The following is a 15988-nucleotide window of genomic DNA, read 5'->3' as shown; positions in this document are numbered from 1 at the left end:
ACGTCATGCTCGCCACCCGCGGTCTGACCTGGCGGATCGGTGAGGTCGCCATCGTCGACGCCGTCGACATCGACCTGGCACCCGGGGAGTTCCTCGGCGTGATCGGGCCCAACGGCGCCGGCAAGACCTCACTGTTCAACCTGATCACCGGCCTGCGTCGGCCCACCGAGGGCCAGGTCACCCTGGACGGGCAGGACATCTCCACCCTGCCGCCGCACCGACGGGCCCGGCTCGGCCTGGGGCGTACCTTCCAGGCGTCCTCGGTCTTCGGCTCGCTGAGCGTGCGGGAGAACGTCCGGCTCGCCGTGCAGGCACACCGCGGGGGCTCGATGAAGCTGTGGCGGCGGGCGGCGGCCGACCGGGAGGTGGCCGCCGCCGCCGACGCGGCGCTGGACCGGGTCGGCCTCGCCCACCGGGGTACGGCGTTGGCCGGCACCCTCGCGCACGGCGAGAAGCGCAAGCTGGAGATCGCGCTGCTGCTGGCCGGCGAACCACGGGTGATGCTGCTCGACGAGCCGATGGCCGGGGTCAGCGCCGAGGACGTACCGGAACTGGTCCAGGTCATCCGCTCGTTGACCGGCGACAGCGGTCGGTCGGTGCTGATGGTCGAGCACCACATGGACGTGATCCTCGAACTGGCCGACCGGATCGCCGTGATGCACCACGGCGCCCTGCTGGCCTGCGACACCCCGGAGACGGTGATGGCCAACCCGACGGTGCAAGAGGCCTATCTGGGGGAGGAGCTCTGATGGAGCCGATCTTGTCAGTGCAGGACCTGTCGGTACGGATCGCCGGACTGCACATCCTGCAAGGGGTGTCGTTCACGGTCGCGCCGACCGGGGTCACCGTGCTGCTCGGCCGCAACGGCGTCGGCAAGACCACCACGCTGCGCGCCCTTGTCGGGCTGACCCCCCGCAACGGCGAGGTACGCGGCACCGTCCGGATGCAGTCGGCGACGCTGCTCGGCCAACCGACACACCGGCTGGTGCGCGGCGGGCTCGGCTACGTGCCGGAGGACCGGTGCGTCTTCGCCGGACTCACCGTCGCGGAAAACCTGCGGCTCGCCGAGCGGCGCGGCAGCACCCCGGCGTACGACCGGGTCTTCGCGCTCTTTCCCGAGTTGCAGCGACGGTCCCGGCAGCGGGCCGGTTCGCTCTCCGGTGGGCAGCAGCAGATGCTCGCCATCGGCCGGGTGCTGATCAACGACAACCGGCTGCTGCTGGTCGACGAGCCGACCAAGGGGTTGGCGCCGAAGGTGGTGACCGAGGTGGCCGAGGTGTTGGCGCGGGTCGCCGAATCCGTGCCGGTGCTGCTGGTGGAGCAGAACCTGGCCGTGGTCCGGCGACTGGCCCGCGACGCGGTGGTGCTGGCCGCCGGCCAGGTGGCCTGGACCGGCGACGCCCAGCGGCTGCTGGCGGAGACCGAACTGACCCGGTCACTGCTCGGCGTCGGCTCGGCCGAGGGCCACCACGCCGCGCCCGGCAGTCAGCACGCCACGCCCGGCACCGGACGGAAGGACGGGCACTGATGGACGCGGTCATCCTGTTGACGCTGACCGGGCTCGGTCTGGCGGCGCTCTACTTCCTGGTGGCCTCCGGCCTGTCACTGGTCTTCGGCCTGGCCGACGTGCTCAACTTCGCGCACGGGCTGTTCCTCGGCGTCGGGGCGTACGCGACCTGGTGGGCGGCGGGGAACCTGCCCGGCGCCGGTTCCGACGGCTTCGGTTTCGTGGTCGCGGTCGCCTTCGGGGTGGCCGCCGGCACGCTGATGGCGGTGCTGGTCGAACTGGTGCTGATCCGGCCGCTCTACTCCCGCACCATCGAGCAGGTGCTGGTCACCGTCGGCCTCTCCCTGGCCGGGGTGGCGTTGTTGCAGGCCACCTGGGGTGCCGACGCCCGGCCGTTCCCCCGTCCGGAGTGGACCCGGCAGGTGACGACGATCCTCGGTGCACAGGTACCCAACGGGGGGTTGCTGCTGATTGTCGCTGCGGTGCTGGTGCTCGCCGCGATCCTGGCCTTCCTCCAGTGGACCCGCTACGGCCTGATCATCCGGGCCGGGGTGGAGAACCGGGAGATGGTGACCGCGCTGGGCATCGACGTCCGCAAGGCGTTCACCCTGGTCTTCGCCATCGGTGGCGCGGCGGCGGCGCTGGCCGGCGCGCTGGGCAGCGTCTACTTCGGCACCGTCTCACCCCAGCAGGGCGGCTCGCTGCTGATCTTCGCGTTCATCGTGGTGGTCATCGGCGGCATGGGTTCGGTCGTCGGGTCCGCGTACGCGGCGGTCGCGGTCGGGCTGCTGCAACAGTTCGTCAACTACTACGGCACCTCCGGGCTGGGCGACATCTGCGTGGTCGCGCTGCTGGCCGTGGTGCTGCTGCTGCGCCCGCAGGGCATCGCCGGAAAGGTGGCAACGGCATGACCGAGGTCAAGAGTCCCGAGGTCACGGCACCTGCGGCGGCGGTGCCGTCGGAGTCGGCCGGCTGGTCCCGGCTGCGCCCGTTCCTGCCCCTGGTCGTACTGGCCGTGGCGCTGATCCTGCCGTACTCGACGCTGCACCTGCCGGGCATCTTCGAGGGCGCGCTGAACTCGCCCGGCACCCTGCAACTGCTCGCCGTCTGCCTGGTCTTCGGTGGTCTGGCGGCCGGCTACGACCTGCTGTTCGGGCGGACCGGGATGCTCTCCTTCGGGCACGCCCTCTACTTCGCCGCCGGGGTGTACGGCACCGACATCCTGATCACCCGGGTCGGGCTGCCGCTCTGGCAGGCCGCGCCGCTGGCGATCGTCGGCGGGATCATCCTCGCCGGTCTGGTCGGTGCGGTTGCCCTGCGTACGGTCGGCATCGCCTTCGCCATGGTGACGTTGGCCTTCGCCCAGGTCGGGGCGATCCTGGTGGCCCGCGACTTCGGTGGGCTCACCGGTGGTGAGGAAGGGCTGCCGCTGGACGTGACCGGGGTGCCGGCCGGGCTGGTCGGGGTGGCCAACACGGTCAACCTGTACTGGCTGGCGTTGGCGTACCTGGTCGTGGTGGTCTTCGTGGTGCACCGGGTCAGCAACTCGCCGACCGGGCGGGTGCTGGCCGGAGTACGCGACGACGAGCGGCGCATCGGCGTGCTCGGGCTCGATCCGTACCGTTTCAAGCTGGTCGCCTTCACCCTGGCCGGTGGTCTCGCGGCGGCGGGCGGGGTGGTCTACTGCCTGATCGTCGGCGGCGCCTCGCCGCACATCACCAGCAGTGAGCTGACCCTGTCGCTGCTGGTGATGGTGGTGCTCGGCGGCCCCGGCACCCGCTGGGGCCCGGTACTGGGCGGCATCCTCTACATGTACCTGGACCACCGGTTGATCTCGGTGGGCAGTTCGGGGGCCATCGACGCGCTACCGGCCTTCCTCAGCCGCCCGCTGTCCCAGCCCCTCTTCGTCCTCGGCACCGTCTTCATCCTGGCCGTCTACTTCTTCCCCGGTGGCCTGGCCAGCCTCGCCCCCCGACTCGCCCTGCTGCGCAACGCCCTGCGTCTCGGCCCGCGTCGGGAGAGCTGACCACGGGCTGGCGGGCGGCACACCGCGCCGCCCGCTAGCCTCGTGATCCAGGGAGAACCAGGACGCGGGGGAGCGTGGCGTGGACGAGCGGTTGGCAGTGGTCAGCGGCGGTGGTACGGGAATCGGGGCGGCCGTGGCGCGGACGCTCGTCGCCGACGGGTGCTCGGTGCTGATCCTCGGCCGGCGGGCGGAGGTGCTCGCGGCGACGGCCGAACGGATCGGGGCGGAGACCGGCCGACCGGAGGCGGTACGCGCGGTAAGTGTCGACCTCACCGACCACGAGCAGATCGGCCGGGTGGTCGAGGCGGTCGACGGACGGCCGGTCGACGTGCTGGTCAACAACGCCGGCGGCTTCCACAGCGCGCAGAACGACACGCTGGCCGGGATCGCCGCGAACTGGCGGGCGACCCTGGACACCAACGTGCTCACCGCCGTGCTGCTCACCGCGGCGCTGCGACCGGCGCTGCGTCGTCCCGGCGGGCGGGTGATCCTGATCAGCTCGATCGCCGCCCAACGGGGCGGAGGTGACGCGTACTCGGCGGCGAAGGCGGCACTGCACGGCTGGGCGTACAGTCTCGCGACCGAACTCGGGCCCGAGCAGATCACGGTCAACGTGGTCAGCCCCGGCTACGTCGCGGAGACCGAGTTCTTCGTCGGCCGGATGACCCCCGAGGGCCACGCCAAGCGGGTCGCCGCGACCCTCGTCGGCCGAGCCGGCACCCCCGACGACATCGCCGAATCCGTCCGCTACCTCGCCAGCCCCGCCGCCAGCTTCGTCACCGCCCAGATCCTCGGCGTCAACGGCGGCTCAGTCCTAGGCCGCTAACCCCCGCGCGCCTTCCCCCTGACCCCGCTCTGACCCCCGGGCCCGCGTTGATCAAGAGGTTTGCGTCTGGTTCGGGGGCCTGGAGACGCAAACCTCTTGATCAACTTCGCGCCCGGGGTCAGCCGTTGAGGAGGTCGTAGGCGGAGGTGGGGGCTTTCTGGGCCTTGTCGGGGGTGAGGGCGGTGATCGGGGGAGTGGTGCCGAAGTCGTAGTACTCGACCACGTACTCGCTCGCCTTCTTCTTGCCGGCGGCGGGGATCTTCAGGGTGAGCGAGGTGAGGTTGCCGTCCGCGCCGACGACGGCGGTGAACGGGATCGGCTCGGCGGCGTCGCCGAGCGTGGCGATCCCCTCCAGGGCGTCCGCCAGGTCCGGCTGGACGGACGGGTCGATCACTCCGGTGTACGACCCGGCCTCGCCGGCCTGCACGTCGCTGGCGGCGCGAATGATCACCTCGGCGTTGCCGGGGTCGGTGCCCTGGTACGTGGGCAGCGTGTCCGGCCCGTCGAGCTTCGCCGGGTCCATCTCCATCCACTTGGTGGGCAGCTTCATCAGCTTCTGGATGTCCTTCGAACCCTTGAAGTTGACCTTCATCCAGGTCCGCGAGTCGACCATCCGGAAGGACATCTCCAGGGTGAAATCCTTGTCCTTGGTGACGGTGTCGATGTCCATGCCCTGGTTCACCGGGTCGATCACACCTGACACGTCGCCGGAGGTGTCGCTGGTGGTGAAGCGGAAGGCGGGGTCCTCGTCGGTCGGCACCGCCGCCAGCAACTCCTGCTTCGGGTCCGGTGGCGGCGGAGCCGCCTGCGGCGTCTCGTCGTCGCAGCCGGCCACCAGAGCGGCGGTGAGCAGGGCCACCGCGGTGACCGCGATCCGCCGGCCCGTGACGGTGATGCCGGTTCGCTGTGTCATCTCGTCCTCTCTCACTGATCGAACGGCATCGTATGCCAGCAGTTGCGGCCGCGCTGCCGGTGATCCTTCGGCGCTGGTAGAAAGGCCGGATGAGCCAGGAACGCAGCATCGTCCGGGAACGCGCCGAGGAGGTGCTGCGGCGATTGGCCGGCAGCCACGCCCGGCTCCGCGAGGACCAGTGGAGGGCGATCGAGGCGCTGGTGGTCGACCGGCGGCGGGTGCTCTGCGTGCAACGTACGGGCTGGGGCAAGTCGGCCGTCTACTTCGTGGCCACCGCCCTGCTGCGCGACCAGCCCGACCCGGCCGGGCCGACGGTGATCGTCTCGCCGCTGCTGGCGCTCATGCGTAACCAGGTCGAGGCCGCCGCCCGCGCCGGCATCCGGGCCCGCACCATCAACTCCGCGAACCTCGACGAGTGGGACGCGATCACCACGGAGATCCACGCCGGTACGGTGGACGTGCTGCTGATCAGCCCGGAACGGCTGAACAATCCGGACTTCCGCGACGGTGTGCTGCCGAAGCTCGCCGCCACCACCGGCCTGCTGGTGGTCGACGAGGCACACTGCGTCTCCGACTGGGGGCACGACTTCCGGCCGGACTACCGCCGGCTGCGTACCTTCCTGGGCAATTTGCCAACACACACGCCGGTGCTGGCCACCACGGCCACCGCCAACGCCCGGGTGACCCGGGACGTGGCCGAGCAACTCGGCACCGAGCTTGCCGCGCAGGGGCCCGAGGTGCTGGTGCTGCGGGGCAGCCTGGACCGCGAGTCGCTGCGGCTGGGCGTACTCGACCTGCCCACCCCGGCGCACCGGCTCGGCTGGCTCGCCGACCACCTGGACCGGCTGCCGGGCTCCGGCATCATCTACACGTTGACCGTGGCCTCGGCAACGGAGACCGCCGAGTTCCTGCGGACCCGCGGCTGGTCGGTGGCGGCGTACACCGGGCAGGCGGAGGACACCGACCGCCGCGCCGCCGAACAGGACCTGCTCGACAACAAGATCAAGGCGCTGGTGGCGACCAGCGCCCTCGGCATGGGCTTCGACAAGCCGGACCTCGGGTTCGTGGTGCACCTGGGTGCCCCACCCTCGCCGATCGCCTACTACCAGCAGGTCGGCCGGGCCGGCCGGGCCGTCGAACACGCCGAGGTGCTGCTGCTGCCCGGCGTCGAGGACGTGGCCATCTGGCGGTACTTCGCCTCGCTCGCCTTCCCGCCCGAGGATCAGGTCCGCGCGGTGCTCGCCGCCCTGCACACCGACCGGCCGCTCTCCACCCAGGCCCTGGAACCGCTGGTCGACCTGCGTCGGGCCCGCCTGGAGATGATGCTCAAGGTGCTCGACGTCGACGGTGCCGTCCGCCGGGTCCGCGGCGGCTGGCTCGCCACCGGCGAACCCTGGGCCTACGACACCGACCGGTTGCGCCGCGTCGCCACCGCCCGCTCCGCCGAGCAACAGGCCATGCTGGAGTACGCCTCGACGACCAGTTGCCGGATGCGTTACCTGCGCGAATGCCTGGACGACGCCGGGGCCACCGACTGCGGCCGGTGCGACCGGTGCGCCGAACCCCTGTTCACGCCCGACGTGTCACCCACGGCGCTGACCGCCGCACAGACCTTCCTCGGCCGACCCGGTGTGCCGATCGCGCCGAAGAAGCTCTGGCCGACCGGGCTGGAGGCGGTCGGCGTACCCCTCAAGGGGCGGATCGCCCCGGCGGAGCAGGCGCTGCCCGGTCGGGCCGTGGGCCGGCTCTCCGACCTCGGGTGGGGTGACCGGCTGCGCGGCCTGGTCGGGCCCGGCACCCCGGACGGGCCGGTGCCCGACGACGTGGCCGCCGCCGTCATCGAGGTGCTCAAGGCGTGGGCGCACGGCGACGACCCGTGGCCCAGCCGCCCGGTCGGGGTGGTCACCGTCGACTCGACCAGCCATCCCATCCTGATCGACTCGCTGGCGCAGCGAATCGCCGCCGTCGGACGTATCCCGCTGCTGGGCCGGGTGCTCCTCACCGGCCCGTCCGGCACCCCACGCGGAAACAGCGCCCAGCGGGTACGCGCCCTGCACGGCACCCTCACCGTGCCCGACCCACTCGCCGCCGCCCTGGCCGCCCTGACCGGCCCGGTCCTGCTCGTCGACGACCTGGTCGAAACCGGCTGGACCCTCACCATGGCCACCCGCGAACTCCGTCGAGCCTCTGCCCCCGCCATCCTCCCCCTAGCCCTAGCCCTCACCGCGTAACCCTCCCTCCCCTCCCATCCCCTCCCCTCCCGCGCCCCCGCCCTTCCCGCCCCGCGCCCTGCCCTGCCCGCCCCCGCGATCTTGCACTTTTGGTCGGGGCATATCGGGCATAGGTGGTGTCTTGGCGACCAAAAGTGCAAGATCGCGCGAGTGGGTGGGGTGGGCGGGGTGGGGGCGTGGGGGAGGGGGTGGGGGTTGGTGGTTACGGTGGGTGGGGAGCGGGAGGGAGAAAGTGCGTGCTCGGGTCGGTGCGGGGGGACGAGAAGCGGGCTGAGCAGGGGGATCTGCCGGAGGCTGCGGTGGCGGTCGGTGACGGTGACCTGACTGCGGCGGGGCCCGATGGGGGGACCGTCCGGCTGGCGCTGGTGGTCGGTGGTCTGGTGCTGGCCGTACTGCTCGGGTTCGGGCTCGGTCGGATCAACAGTGGCGGATCGGTGGCGGCGAGCGGGCCGCTGGACAGCGCGTTGACCGGTCACACCCACGCGCCGGGAACCGGTGCCCACTCGCACGAAGCGGGGCAGGCGGAGGCTACCGAGGCCGGTGGTCTGGCGGTCAGCCGAGCCGGCTACACCCTCGTACCGCTGTCCGCTGAATTCACCGCTGGGCAGGGCGGTGAGCTGCGGTTCCGCATCCAGGACGGGCAACGTCGACCGGTGACCCGGTTCGCGGTGGTGCACGACAAGCCGATGCACGTGATCGTGGTACGCCGTGACCTGAGCGGCTACCAGCACCTGCACCCGACCATGGCGGCCGACGGCACCTGGTCGGTGCCGCTGACCCTGCCGCAGCCGGGCATCTGGCGGGCGTACGCCGACTTCACGGCCCTCGCCGACGACGGCCGGCAGACCGCGACGACCCTCGGTGTGGACCTGGTCGCACCCGGGGCGTACGCGCCACGCGCCCTTCCCGAGCCTGCGCCCAGCACCACCGTCGACGGGTTGACCGTGGGTTACCAGGGCAGCCCGGAGCCCGGCCTCACCGTGCCGGTGAGCTTCCGGGTCACCGACGCGGACGGCAGCAGCCCGACCCTGGAGCATTACCTCGGGACGTTCGGCCACCTGGTCGCGCTGCGTGAGGGTGACCTCGGCTACCTGCACGTACACCCGGAACCGGAGCTTGTGGACGGTGCGATCCAGTTCTGGCTGACCACGCCCGGGCCGGGGCGTTACCGCCTCTACCTGGACTTCGCCACCGGCGGTGTGGTGCGCACCGCCGAGTTCACCGTGCTGGTGCGCTGACCCGCAGGACAGGGGGACGGCTCCTGGCCGGGCTCGCTACCCGGCGCGGCGGATCGGGCGGCGGGCGAGGTAGCGCAGCAGGTCACGGATGTGGTGCTTCTCCTCGGCCGGCACGGTCGGATCCGCCAGCCGCTGAAGGATCACCCGGACGTCCGCCTCGACCGGGCCCTCGCTGCCCAGTCGCACCGGCCCCGAGCCGGTGTCGGGCAGGCCGAGCGCGCGGAAGGCTGCCGCGACCGGCAGGTCCAAGGCGGCGCAGAAGCCGCGTACCTTGGCCAGTTCCGGGTAGTCCTGCCAGTCGCCGGCCAGCCAGCGAAAGACGGTGGAACGACCGACTCCGGTGTGCGCGGCCAGGTCCGTGACGGTCCACCCACGTTCCTCGCGAGCGTCGTCGATAGCCCGGCGCACGAAGCGCGCAAACGCCATCTGTGGCGATATTTCTGCCGAACCCATCCGGTGGGTCTTCCCTCCCGACCGGCACCTGACGGTGCGTTCTTCGAGAGTAGTACGGGAGAAGCAGGAAACAATTGACTGACCGACCAAGTGGTCTCGGTGGCGGGACCCGTACCCGCCTAACGATCCACAGGCTCCTGACGGAGTAGGGTTTCCAGCCGGGGTGCGACACGCCACTGTTCGACCAACTGTCGGTATTCCGCCTGTTGATCGCGGGTCGGGGCGGCACCCGTACGCCGGGCCCGGATGAGCAGGTTACGCGGAGTATGCGCGGAATCGACGAACTCGACCACCTCGGCCCGGTAGCCGTACAGCCGCAGCAGCCCGGCACGCAGCGCGTCGGTGAGGACGTCTGCGAAGCGCTCCCGCAGGATGCCCTGCCGGGTCAGCAGTCCGTACGGCGCCGGCGCCCCACCGGCCCGGAGCTGCGCCGCCACGTCGTGATGGCAACACGGTGCGGCCAGCACCCACCGCGCCCCCCACCGCACCGCCCGCGCCAGCGCCTCGTCGGTGGCGGTGTCACAAGCATGCAACGCGAGTACGAGATCAGGCGCCGGCTCGACCACGGCGTCGGCGATGCTGCCGGCGACGAAACGCACCCGATCAGCCCAGCCCAGCCGCTCGGCCAACTCGGTGTTACGGCGACGCTGATCCTCGCGTACGTCCACACCGACCAGTTCGATGTCCAGACCACGCTGGGAGAGGTACCGGTACGCGGCGAAGGTCAGGTAGGCGTTGCCGCAGCCAAGGTCGACCACCCGCAGCGGCCCGGTCAGCTCACCGGGCAACGTGGCAGCCAGCGCCCGCAGGAAGGCGTCCACCTGCCGCCGCTTGGCTGCCGAACCGCCGATCTCCGCGAAGATCGGATCCCCCGGATCGAGCAGGTACGCCTTGGCCCGGTCATGCCCACCCGGCACCGCAACAGCCGGCTGCTGGGACGCCGATTCCTGCTGCCAGCGCTCCGTCACGCCGGCTGCCTGCCGCTGCCGCTCGCCCGTGCCGGCCAGTTGCCGGCCCTGCGTCGTGCTGCCGGCTTGCTGCTGGCGTTCTGTCGCCCCGGTCGCTTGTTGGCGTTCTGTCGCCTCGGCCGGTTGCTGGCGCTGTGTCGCCTCGGCCGGTTGCTGGCGCTGTGTCGCCTCGGCCGGTTGCTGGTGGCGTTCTGTCGGCCCGGCCGGTTGCTTGCGTTCTGTCATGCCGGGCTGTTGCTGGTGCTGTGTCGTGCTGGCCTGCTGGTGTTGGGTCGTGATGGCGGCCTGTTGCTGGGTGGCAGGCTGCTCGCCGTTGGCCTGGACCGGCGGTGCCGTCCGCTTGCGGTGCACCTGCGCCTCGCCCGACTTGGTGACCCGCAGTTGCAGCGTGAGGTCCGTAGTCTCGACATGCCAGTTGCCGAAAGGCTCGGCCAGCAGCGCCTCGACCGCCACGTCCGACTCCGGGCCCGGCGACACATTGCGGGTGTACGGCCGCGCTCCATCGGAAGTGACGATCTGCAACCGAGAGCCAGCCTTGAGCGCGACCGGCCGCAGTTCCGCCCGGACCACCGAAGGACGTTGACCACGCCGTCGACCGGCGGCTACAGCTCGGGTCAACCCGGCACCGAGCAGCATCGAGCGGACCTCGGCCAAAGCAGCGTCCAACGGTTCGGGCATAACCCCATCTTCCCTGTTGACCCACCTCCCCCCGCCTCGGGCCTACGCGCCCGCGCCTCGGGCCTACGTGCCTGGTCGCCCTAGCCACCTCAAGATCGTGCTCGATCAGGGATCGAGTGGCCTGGCAGATCGAGCGACACCACTCGATCCCTGATCGAGCACGATCATCGCGGTGGTCAGGGACAGCGGCGCTGCGTGCGCGCGAGTGGCCCGGGACAGGGACGCTGGCTGCCCGCAGGGAGGGGATGAGGTGCCAGTCGGAGTGAGCGCACGATGGCCGGTGCGCGGTGCGCGGTGCGCGGTGCGCGGTGCGCGGTGCGCGGTGCGCGGTGCGCGGTGCGCGGTGCGCGGTGCGCGGTGCGCAGCCGCGACGGAAAGGAATCAGCGGCACGTCGCGTGGCGGGAGAGGTGGCGGGAGGGCGGAGAACAAGTCGCAGGAGGGCAGAGACAAAAGGCCGCACCGCCCGGCCAGGGCGGTGCGGCGACGGGTACGGGTCGGTCAGTCGGTTGCTTCGGCTGCCGTACCGGCGGTGGATGCGACACCACGGCGGCGCCGGCGGCGACGGGGGCGCGGGGCCTCGCCGGTGGCGCTCTCGGTGCCGGCGCTGGTCTCCGTGGTCGCGTCGGCGGCCGTGGTGGCGGCGTCGGTGCCGGTGACGACCTCGCCGGCGCGGCGGCGACGGCGACGGCGGGGGGTACGGGTGCTGCCCTCGCCGGTCGGGTCGGCGGACTCGGTGGTCACCGGGTCGTTGTCGCCGTCCTGACGCGTGCGACCTGCGCCACGGTCGCGACCCTCACCGCGTTCGCGACCTGCGCCACGGTCGCGACCCTCACCGCGTTCGCGACCTGCGCCACGGTCGCGACCCTCACCGCGTCCACGCTCCCCGCGGCGTCCGCCGCGCGGTTCGCTTCGGCGTGACCGTCCGCCGCCCAGGTCTTCCTCGACCTCGGCGGAGAGCCCGGCGCGGGTGCGCTCGGCGGTCGGCAGGGTGCCGGTCACGTCGGTCGGGATGTGCAGGTCGGTGTAGAGGTGCGGGGAGGTGTGGTACGTCTCCTGCGGCTCGGGCATGTCCAGCCCGAGGGTCTTGTCGATGATCCGCCAGCGCGGCATGTCGTCCCAGTCGACGAAGGTCACCGCGACACCGCTCGCGCCCGCCCGGCCGGTGCGGCCGATGCGGTGGGTGTAGGTGTCCTGGTCTTCCGGGCAGTCGTAGTTGATCACGTGGGTGACGCCGGTGACGTCGATGCCCCGGGCCGCGACGTCGGTGGCGACCAGGGTGTCGATCTTCCCGGCCCGGAAGGCCCGCAGGGCCCGCTCGCGGGCGCCCTGGCCGAGGTCACCGTGTACGGCGGCGACGGCGAAGCCGCGGAAGTCGAGATCCTCGGCGACCCGGTCGGCGGCGCGCTTGGTCCGCGTGAAGATCATCGTCAGGCCGCGGCTCTCCGCCTGGAGGATCCGGGCGACGATCTCGACCTTGTTCATCGAGTGGGTGCGGTAGACCAGCTGCTCGGTCTGCGGGGACGGGCCGGTCTCCGCGGTGTGCCCGGCGTGGATCGTGATCGGGTGGCGCAGGAATCGCCGGGACAGCGTCACGATCGGGTCGGGCATGGTCGCCGAGAACAGCATGGTCTGCCGGTCCTCGGGCAGCATCGCCAGGATCCGCTCGACGTCGTCGAGGAAGCCCAGGTCGAGCATCCGGTCGGCCTCGTCCAGCACCAGCGCACGGATGCCGTTGAGGCGCAGGTGCTTCTGCTTGGCGAGGTCGAGCAGCCGGCCCGGCGTGCCGACGAGGATCTCCACGCCCTTGCGCAGCGCCTCGACCTGCGGCTCGTACGCCACGCCGCCGTAGATCGGCAGCACGCGTACGCCCCGGGTGCGGCCGGCGGCCGCGATGTCCTTGGCGACCTGGATGCCCAGCTCGCGGGTGGGTACCACGACCAGCGCCTGGGGCAGGCCGTCGCCGCTGCCCTCGCCGGGCGCGAAGACCCGCTCCAGCAGCGGTACGCCGAAGCCGAGGGTCTTGCCGGTGCCCGTCGGTGCCTGCCCGATCAGGTCGGCGCCGCGCAGTGCGATCGGCAGCGCGTACTCCTGGATGGCGAAGGCGCGGGTGATGCCGGCCGCGGCCAGCGCCTCGACGGTCTCGGCGCGGGCGCCGAGCTCGGCGAAGGTCGGTGCCTCCGGTCGGACCGGGGCGGTCGGGGCCAGTTCCTGGCCGTCGGTGAGGTCTTGAGTCAGCTCACTCATATGGATTTGGGGGTGCCCTCTCGTGGGTGCGCCCCGTCATGTCCTCAGGGCGCGTTCGGTTTGGCGCGGGCCACACGGTCGGCGGCAGAAAGCCGAGCGGACCGGGCCGCACGCGCGCCGTGGGTCGGACTTCGACTCGGAATCGACCGTCACTCGGGATGGAAGCCATCCTCGATCGACTGCGACTCCGGCCGGATCGGCGCCTACGGCAACTCCTCCATGCTACCTGAACGGGCCTTACGCCGTCCTGATTCCGAACCGGCAAGCGTCACCGGGCGGGGTTGTATGTGATGTGTATCACCAGGTAGTGGGGTCTGTCGACCAGTTCGACGCTGGGTCAGGCGTCTCGTTGCGCTCCCCGTGGGCGGTAACCAGCGCGGGTGTCGTCCCGACGCGCCCAATTCGGCGGTGGTCGATCTTCTCGGCCGGGTGGCCCTCGGTGAACTGCTCGCCTTCGAACGAATGGCGGCCGACGCGCATCTTGCGCTGGATCTGCCGCGCCGGCCCGCGTTGAGCGAAATAGCCGCCGCCGGGATCGGGAACTACCGGCGTCCCGGGGACCGCCTCACTGCGCTGGGCGTACGACCCGACGACGCGATGGCACCGTACGTCGAGCCGTTGCAGGCGTACCGCGATTTGACCGTGCCGCACGACTGCGCCGAAGCGGTCACGAAGGCGTACGTCGGCGACGCCGTCACCCGGGGGGCGCTCACCGCCTTGATCGCTCAGGGCGAGCAGGTGGACGTGGCCGGATTGATCCGGCGGCTGACCGACTCGCACACCGCGCGGATGGCCGCCGCCGGACTCAACAACTGACCGTCAGCGGACGGTGAAACCCACCGCACGGGGAGACGCCTCGGCGATCTCCACGTAGGCGACCTTGCTGACCGGCACGATGACCCGCCGGCCCTTCTCGTCGGTCAGGGACAGAGTGCCCTCGCCCCTGGCGACGGCGTCGGTCACGATCCGCTCGATCTCGGCCGGCGACTGCGCGCTCTCCAGGACCAGCTCGCGCGGCGCGTACTGCACGCCGATCTTGACCTCCACTGTGCCTCCTCCGTCGGGCGAAATGGCCGCCCTGCGAAGGCTATCCGATCACAAGGCGGTAGTTCAGGCTGACTCACCTTGCAACGGGAAGCTGGCGATGCCCCGCCAGGAGAGCGCGGCCACCAGTGCCTCGGCCTCGGCCTTGGGCACCTGGCGGCCCCCGGCCAGCCAGAACTGCGCCGCGGTCTCGGCGGCACCGACCAGGCCGGAGGCGAGCAGCTCGGCGTGGGCGCGGCTGACCCCGGTGTCGGAGATGATGGTGTCGGTGATCGCCGCGATGCAGCCCTGCTCGACCCGTTCGACCCGCTGCCGTACGGCCGGGTCGTTGCGCAGGTCGGATTCGAAGACCAGCCGGAAGGCTTCGCTCTCGTGGTCGACGAAGTCGAAGTAGGCCCGCACCGACGCGCCGACCCGCTCCTTGTTGTCGGTGGTGCTGGCCATCGCGTCATGCACCTTGGCGACGATGGCGTCACAGTGCGTGTCGAGCAGGGCCAGGTACAGCTCCATCTTTCCCGGGAAGTGCTGGTACAGCACCGGCTTGGAGACTCCCGCCCGCTCGGCGATGTCGTCCATCGCAGCGGCGTGGTAGCCCTGCGCGACGAACACCTCCTGAGCTGCGGCGAGCAGCTGCTTGCGGCGCGCCGAACGAGGCAGGCGCGTGGGTCGGCCGGCGGTCTGGGCGCCGTTCCCCACAGCGGTCATGGGAACCTCCGAGAATGTTGTACGGGCCGGCATTTCCCCCAAACCGGCCGGGGCCTGGGTGGCCCCTTGCGGAATTGGCCCGCCGCTGTAACTTATCGCCACTGTCGCCACACGGTAGCCTCAGCGGGGGCGACCAAGGAGCGCGCGGTGAGTGAAGCAGGACAGCCCGGTGCCGCCACCCCGGGAGAACACGGCGACGGTACGGGTCAGCGGGATGACCTGGTCCGTTCCGGCAACGGGTGGGCTCCACCGACCGGTGACTGGTCCTGGAACGCGGAGGCCTCCCAGGAGACCGGGGAACGCTGGCGGGTGATTCCGCCGCCGACCGGGTGGTCCACTGCGTCGTCACGCTATGCCGACCTTCCGGCCCCCGCAGGCGAGCCGACGCAGCCGCAGCACTCGGAGCGGGTCAACGGTCAGCAGGTCAACGGCGTGCACCACGGTTCAGATGATCCTTCGGCCGACTGGCACGCTCCAGTGAGCGCCCCGCCCGGGTCACGTGATTCCGGACACGATCCCGCTCACGAACGCCTCGTCCTGCCGGCACCGCGTCCCGTACCGGCCAGTGAGCGCCCCGCGCCGCCGGCCGGCAGCCTGCCGACTTCTGCGCCGCCGGCCGGCAGCCTGCCGACCTCCGCGCCGCCGGCTGGAGTCGTGCCTGCTTCCGCGCCGCCGATGAGCGGCGTACCGATCTCTGCGCCGCCGACCGGCGGCCTGCCGACCTCTGCGCCGCCGGCCGCACAGGTGCCGCCGGTCGGTACCGCCGCGTCGGGCTTCGAGATGCCGCCCGGTCTGCACGCGCCGACCGCCGAGCGCGGTGCGGACGAACCGAGCCGTCCCTCGCGCGGCTGGGACGAGCACCTCGGGTCCGCGTCGAGTGCCGATCCCCGGTGGGCGTCCGCCGACCCCGTCGCCCCGGGCACCGGCGACCAGTCACCCAGCGAAACCGGCGGGTCCTGGCCGACGGAGCCGTCACCGGCCGAGGCCGCGCAGCCCGACTGGGCACGCCGAGGTCCGGCCAGCGACTGGGCGCCGGCCTGGGCGCGCGGCGAGGGCGACCCGTCCGGTCGACGTTCGCGTGAGGCATCCGGCCCGACCTGGGCCCACGAGCCGAATCGGCCGTACGAGCCGGTGCGCGCCGAACCGACCCGCCC

At 71.7% G+C, this 15988-nt stretch carries 14 protein-coding genes; 8 read left to right on the top strand and 6 right to left on the bottom strand.

Going from position 1 to position 15988, the window contains the following annotated elements; translation table 11 throughout:
• Nucleotides 1-5: 5 nt before the first annotated feature.
• The 5 genes from JMF97_RS19995 (at nucleotide 6) to JMF97_RS19975 (ending at nucleotide 4359) form a co-directional block, all read left to right on the top strand.
• Nucleotides 6-749: an ABC transporter ATP-binding protein gene (locus tag JMF97_RS19995; RefSeq protein ID WP_203222943.1), complete on the top strand. Its 744-nt coding sequence runs from the start codon at nucleotides 6-8 to the stop codon at nucleotides 747-749.
• Nucleotides 749-1528 (top strand): ABC transporter ATP-binding protein, encoded by a 780-nt coding sequence (locus JMF97_RS19990; protein ID WP_203222942.1) that lies wholly within the window; start codon nucleotides 749-751, stop codon nucleotides 1526-1528. The genes JMF97_RS19995 and JMF97_RS19990 overlap by 1 nt, the downstream gene beginning before the upstream one ends.
• The gene (locus tag JMF97_RS19985; RefSeq protein WP_013736018.1) at nucleotides 1528-2418 is read left to right on the top strand and encodes a branched-chain amino acid ABC transporter permease; all 891 of its coding nucleotides are present in this window, start codon (nucleotides 1528-1530) and stop codon (nucleotides 2416-2418) included. Before JMF97_RS19990 ends, JMF97_RS19985 begins: the two co-directional genes overlap by 1 nt.
• Nucleotides 2415-3533, top strand: a complete 1119-nt coding sequence (locus JMF97_RS19980) for a branched-chain amino acid ABC transporter permease (protein WP_203222941.1) — start codon at nucleotides 2415-2417, stop codon at nucleotides 3531-3533. The genes JMF97_RS19985 and JMF97_RS19980 overlap by 4 nt, the downstream gene beginning before the upstream one ends.
• A 79-nt stretch (nucleotides 3534-3612) precedes the next feature.
• Nucleotides 3613-4359 carry an SDR family NAD(P)-dependent oxidoreductase gene (locus tag JMF97_RS19975; protein WP_203222940.1) on the top strand — a complete coding sequence of 249 codons (747 nt, stop codon included), beginning with the start codon at nucleotides 3613-3615 and terminating at the stop codon, nucleotides 4357-4359.
• Nucleotides 4360-4477: 118 nt separating this feature from the next.
• Here the strand turns inward: JMF97_RS19975 and JMF97_RS19970 are convergent, their stop codons facing one another.
• On the bottom strand, nucleotides 4478-5272 hold the full coding sequence (locus JMF97_RS19970; protein ID WP_203222939.1) for a hypothetical protein: 795 nt from the start codon (nucleotides 5270-5272) through the stop codon (nucleotides 4478-4480).
• 89 nt (nucleotides 5273-5361) lie between these two features.
• Here JMF97_RS19970 and JMF97_RS19965 point away from each other — a divergent pair, with 89 nt between their 5' ends.
• Entirely contained in the window at nucleotides 5362-7503 is a 2142-nt protein-coding gene (locus tag JMF97_RS19965; RefSeq protein ID WP_203222938.1) for a RecQ family ATP-dependent DNA helicase, read from the top strand.
• Between the two features lie 236 nt (nucleotides 7504-7739).
• The gene (locus JMF97_RS19960; protein ID WP_203222937.1) at nucleotides 7740-8741 is read left to right on the top strand and encodes a DUF8832 domain-containing protein; all 1002 of its coding nucleotides are present in this window, start codon (nucleotides 7740-7742) and stop codon (nucleotides 8739-8741) included.
• Nucleotides 8742-8777: 36 nt separating this feature from the next.
• On the opposite strand, the gene JMF97_RS19955 is transcribed toward JMF97_RS19960, so the two are convergent.
• From JMF97_RS19955 to JMF97_RS19940, 3 genes are all read right to left on the bottom strand, one after another.
• A complete protein-coding gene (locus JMF97_RS19955; protein WP_043721987.1) occupies nucleotides 8778-9194 on the bottom strand; it encodes a helix-turn-helix domain-containing protein in 417 nt (138 codons plus the stop codon).
• 119 nt (nucleotides 9195-9313) lie between these two features.
• A complete protein-coding gene (locus JMF97_RS31415) occupies nucleotides 9314-10840 on the bottom strand; it encodes a methyltransferase (RefSeq protein WP_238359740.1) in 1527 nt (508 codons plus the stop codon).
• A gap of 499 nt (nucleotides 10841-11339) precedes the next feature.
• Nucleotides 11340-13085, bottom strand: a complete 1746-nt coding sequence (locus JMF97_RS19940) for a DEAD/DEAH box helicase (RefSeq protein ID WP_203222936.1) — start codon at nucleotides 13083-13085, stop codon at nucleotides 11340-11342.
• Between the two features lie 408 nt (nucleotides 13086-13493).
• Between JMF97_RS19940 and JMF97_RS19935 the strand changes: the two genes are divergently transcribed.
• Nucleotides 13494-13901, top strand: a complete 408-nt coding sequence (locus JMF97_RS19935) for a ferritin-like fold-containing protein (protein WP_307817010.1) — start codon at nucleotides 13494-13496, stop codon at nucleotides 13899-13901.
• 3 nt (nucleotides 13902-13904) lie between these two features.
• On the opposite strand, the gene JMF97_RS19930 is transcribed toward JMF97_RS19935, so the two are convergent.
• On the bottom strand, nucleotides 13905-14132 hold the full coding sequence (locus JMF97_RS19930) for a DUF3107 domain-containing protein (protein ID WP_203222934.1): 228 nt from the start codon (nucleotides 14130-14132) through the stop codon (nucleotides 13905-13907).
• A 63-nt stretch (nucleotides 14133-14195) separates the two neighbouring features.
• Nucleotides 14196-14834 (bottom strand): TetR/AcrR family transcriptional regulator, encoded by a 639-nt coding sequence (locus tag JMF97_RS19925; RefSeq protein WP_013736007.1) that lies wholly within the window; start codon nucleotides 14832-14834, stop codon nucleotides 14196-14198.
• Nucleotides 14835-15988 lie beyond the last annotated feature (1154 nt).

Origin of the sequence: Micromonospora fiedleri (assembly GCF_016774385.1) — a bacterium.
Lineage (GTDB): Bacteria > Actinomycetota > Actinomycetes > Mycobacteriales > Micromonosporaceae > Micromonospora > Micromonospora gifhornensis.
Note: the sequence above shows the minus strand (reverse complement) of the source record. Positions and strands in the feature narration are given on the sequence as shown.